This is a genomic window from Frankia sp. CcCS3 (genome assembly GCF_977927575.1).
Genome location: NZ_CDWRCL010000300.1, coordinates 1 through 1,597, shown reverse-complemented (window position 1 = coordinate 1,597; position 1,597 = coordinate 1). Strand labels below are relative to the sequence as shown.

Sequence of the window (1,597 nt, the reverse complement as noted above, 5' to 3'; positions counted from 1 at the left end):
AAAACCCCCCCCCCCCCCCCCCCGCGCACAGCCGCACGACGGAGAGCCGCGCGACGGGGACAGCGCGGCGGACAACGGCGAGATGGCCGGCTCCGGGCGAGGATCGTCATCCACTCACCCGGAACCGGCGGCTGGCGGTTGACGCCTGACGGTTGACGCCTGACGGCGTCGACACCTGCGGGACCGGCGACGCGGCCGCCGGGCATGGAGGCACCACAGGTGCGGGGCACCGTGTCTCGGCGCGGTCTCCCTACCGACATCCCGGACCCTGCGCGATGACCATCGACGTCTCCCCGCAACCAGCTCTACCCCAAACTCTCACCTTGAGGTGCATAATCGCTACTCAAGGTAAGCATGACCCCTGCACGCCTCTTCTGCAAGAACTTCTGTAAGAGTTTCGCTACCCAGCGATGCGCGCCCTGGGTGAGGAGTGGCGAACAAGTGGCAGGATGCATCCATCACCCCGAAGAGCCCGAAGGACGAGCGATGGCCACGAGCGGCGGTCCGACCGTGCGGCGAAGGCGCCTGGGCGCCGAGTTACGACGACTCCGCGAGGGGGCGGGCATCTCCGTCGACGAGGTCTGCCAGCTGCTGCGCTGTTCGGTTTCCAAGGTCAGTCGGATGGAGAACGGCCGCGTGCCGGTCCGCACCCGGGACGTGTCCGACCTGCTGGGTCTCTACGGCGTGACCGACGACGAACGCCGGGACGCGTTGCTGGCCCTGGCCCGCGAGTCCCGGCGCCACGGCTGGTGGCATACCTACCACGACGTGGTCCCCGCCTGGTTCGAGATCTATATCGGCCTGGAGGGCGACGCCGCCTCGATCTCGGTCTACGAATCGCAGCTCGTCCATGGGCTACTGCAGACCAGCGACTACGCCCGGCACGTCATCCGAGCCGACGATCCGGAGGTGAGCGAGGACGAGGCCGAACGCAAGATCGCGCTCAGGCTGGACCGGCAGCGCCGGCTCACCGCCGCCGATCATCCTCGCCTCTGGGTGATTCTGGACGAGGCGGTCCTACGCCGGACAATCGGCGGCAGAGCCATCATGCGAAGCCAACTCGAGTTCCTCGCCAAACAGTCCGAACTGCCGAACGTGACAATCCAGGTGCTTCCCTTCTCCGTGGGCGCGCATGCCAGCCTGGGAAGCACATTCTCGATACTCGGATTCCCCGAGTCGGGAGACAACGAAGTGGTCTATATAGAGGAAGCGGCCGGAAGCCTCTATATTGAGCGCCCCTCCGAAGTCAGGCGCTATAGAGTGAAGCTGGATCATCTTCTGGCGGCAGCCCTGCGGCCGGAGGAGTCCATCCAGATGATACTCTCGGTCGCAGAGGAAATGAAATGACCAGATATATGAAGCCGATCATCGACAATGTCATCGGGGCGGCTTGGCGCAAGAGCAGCTACAGCAACGGCGCGGGCGGTATGTGTGTGGAGGTCACGGCGCTCGGCGGGGGCGTCGCCGTCCGCGACTCGAAGAACCCGACCGGGCCGGTGCTCGCCTTCTCGGCGGCCGAGTGGGACGCGTTCCTGGCCGGCGCGCGGGACGGCGAGTTCGACCGGAGTCGGATCATCCCGGCTCTTCGAAGTTAAGC

General features: G+C 66.1%; 2 protein-coding genes. Both read left to right on the top strand.

Features of this window, described 5'->3' with window-relative positions:
- The first annotated feature begins 486 nt into the window (after positions 1-486).
- Positions 487-1,347 carry a helix-turn-helix domain-containing protein gene (locus AC08OQ_RS18240; protein WP_462189179.1) on the top strand — a complete coding sequence of 287 codons (861 nt, stop codon included), beginning with the start codon at positions 487-489 and terminating at the stop codon, positions 1,345-1,347.
- Complete coding sequence (locus tag AC08OQ_RS18235) at positions 1,344-1,595, top strand: DUF397 domain-containing protein (protein WP_476602226.1); 252 nt, start codon at positions 1,344-1,346, stop codon at positions 1,593-1,595. Before AC08OQ_RS18240 ends, AC08OQ_RS18235 begins: the two co-directional genes overlap by 4 nt.
- The last annotated feature ends 2 nt before the right edge of the window (positions 1,596-1,597 follow it).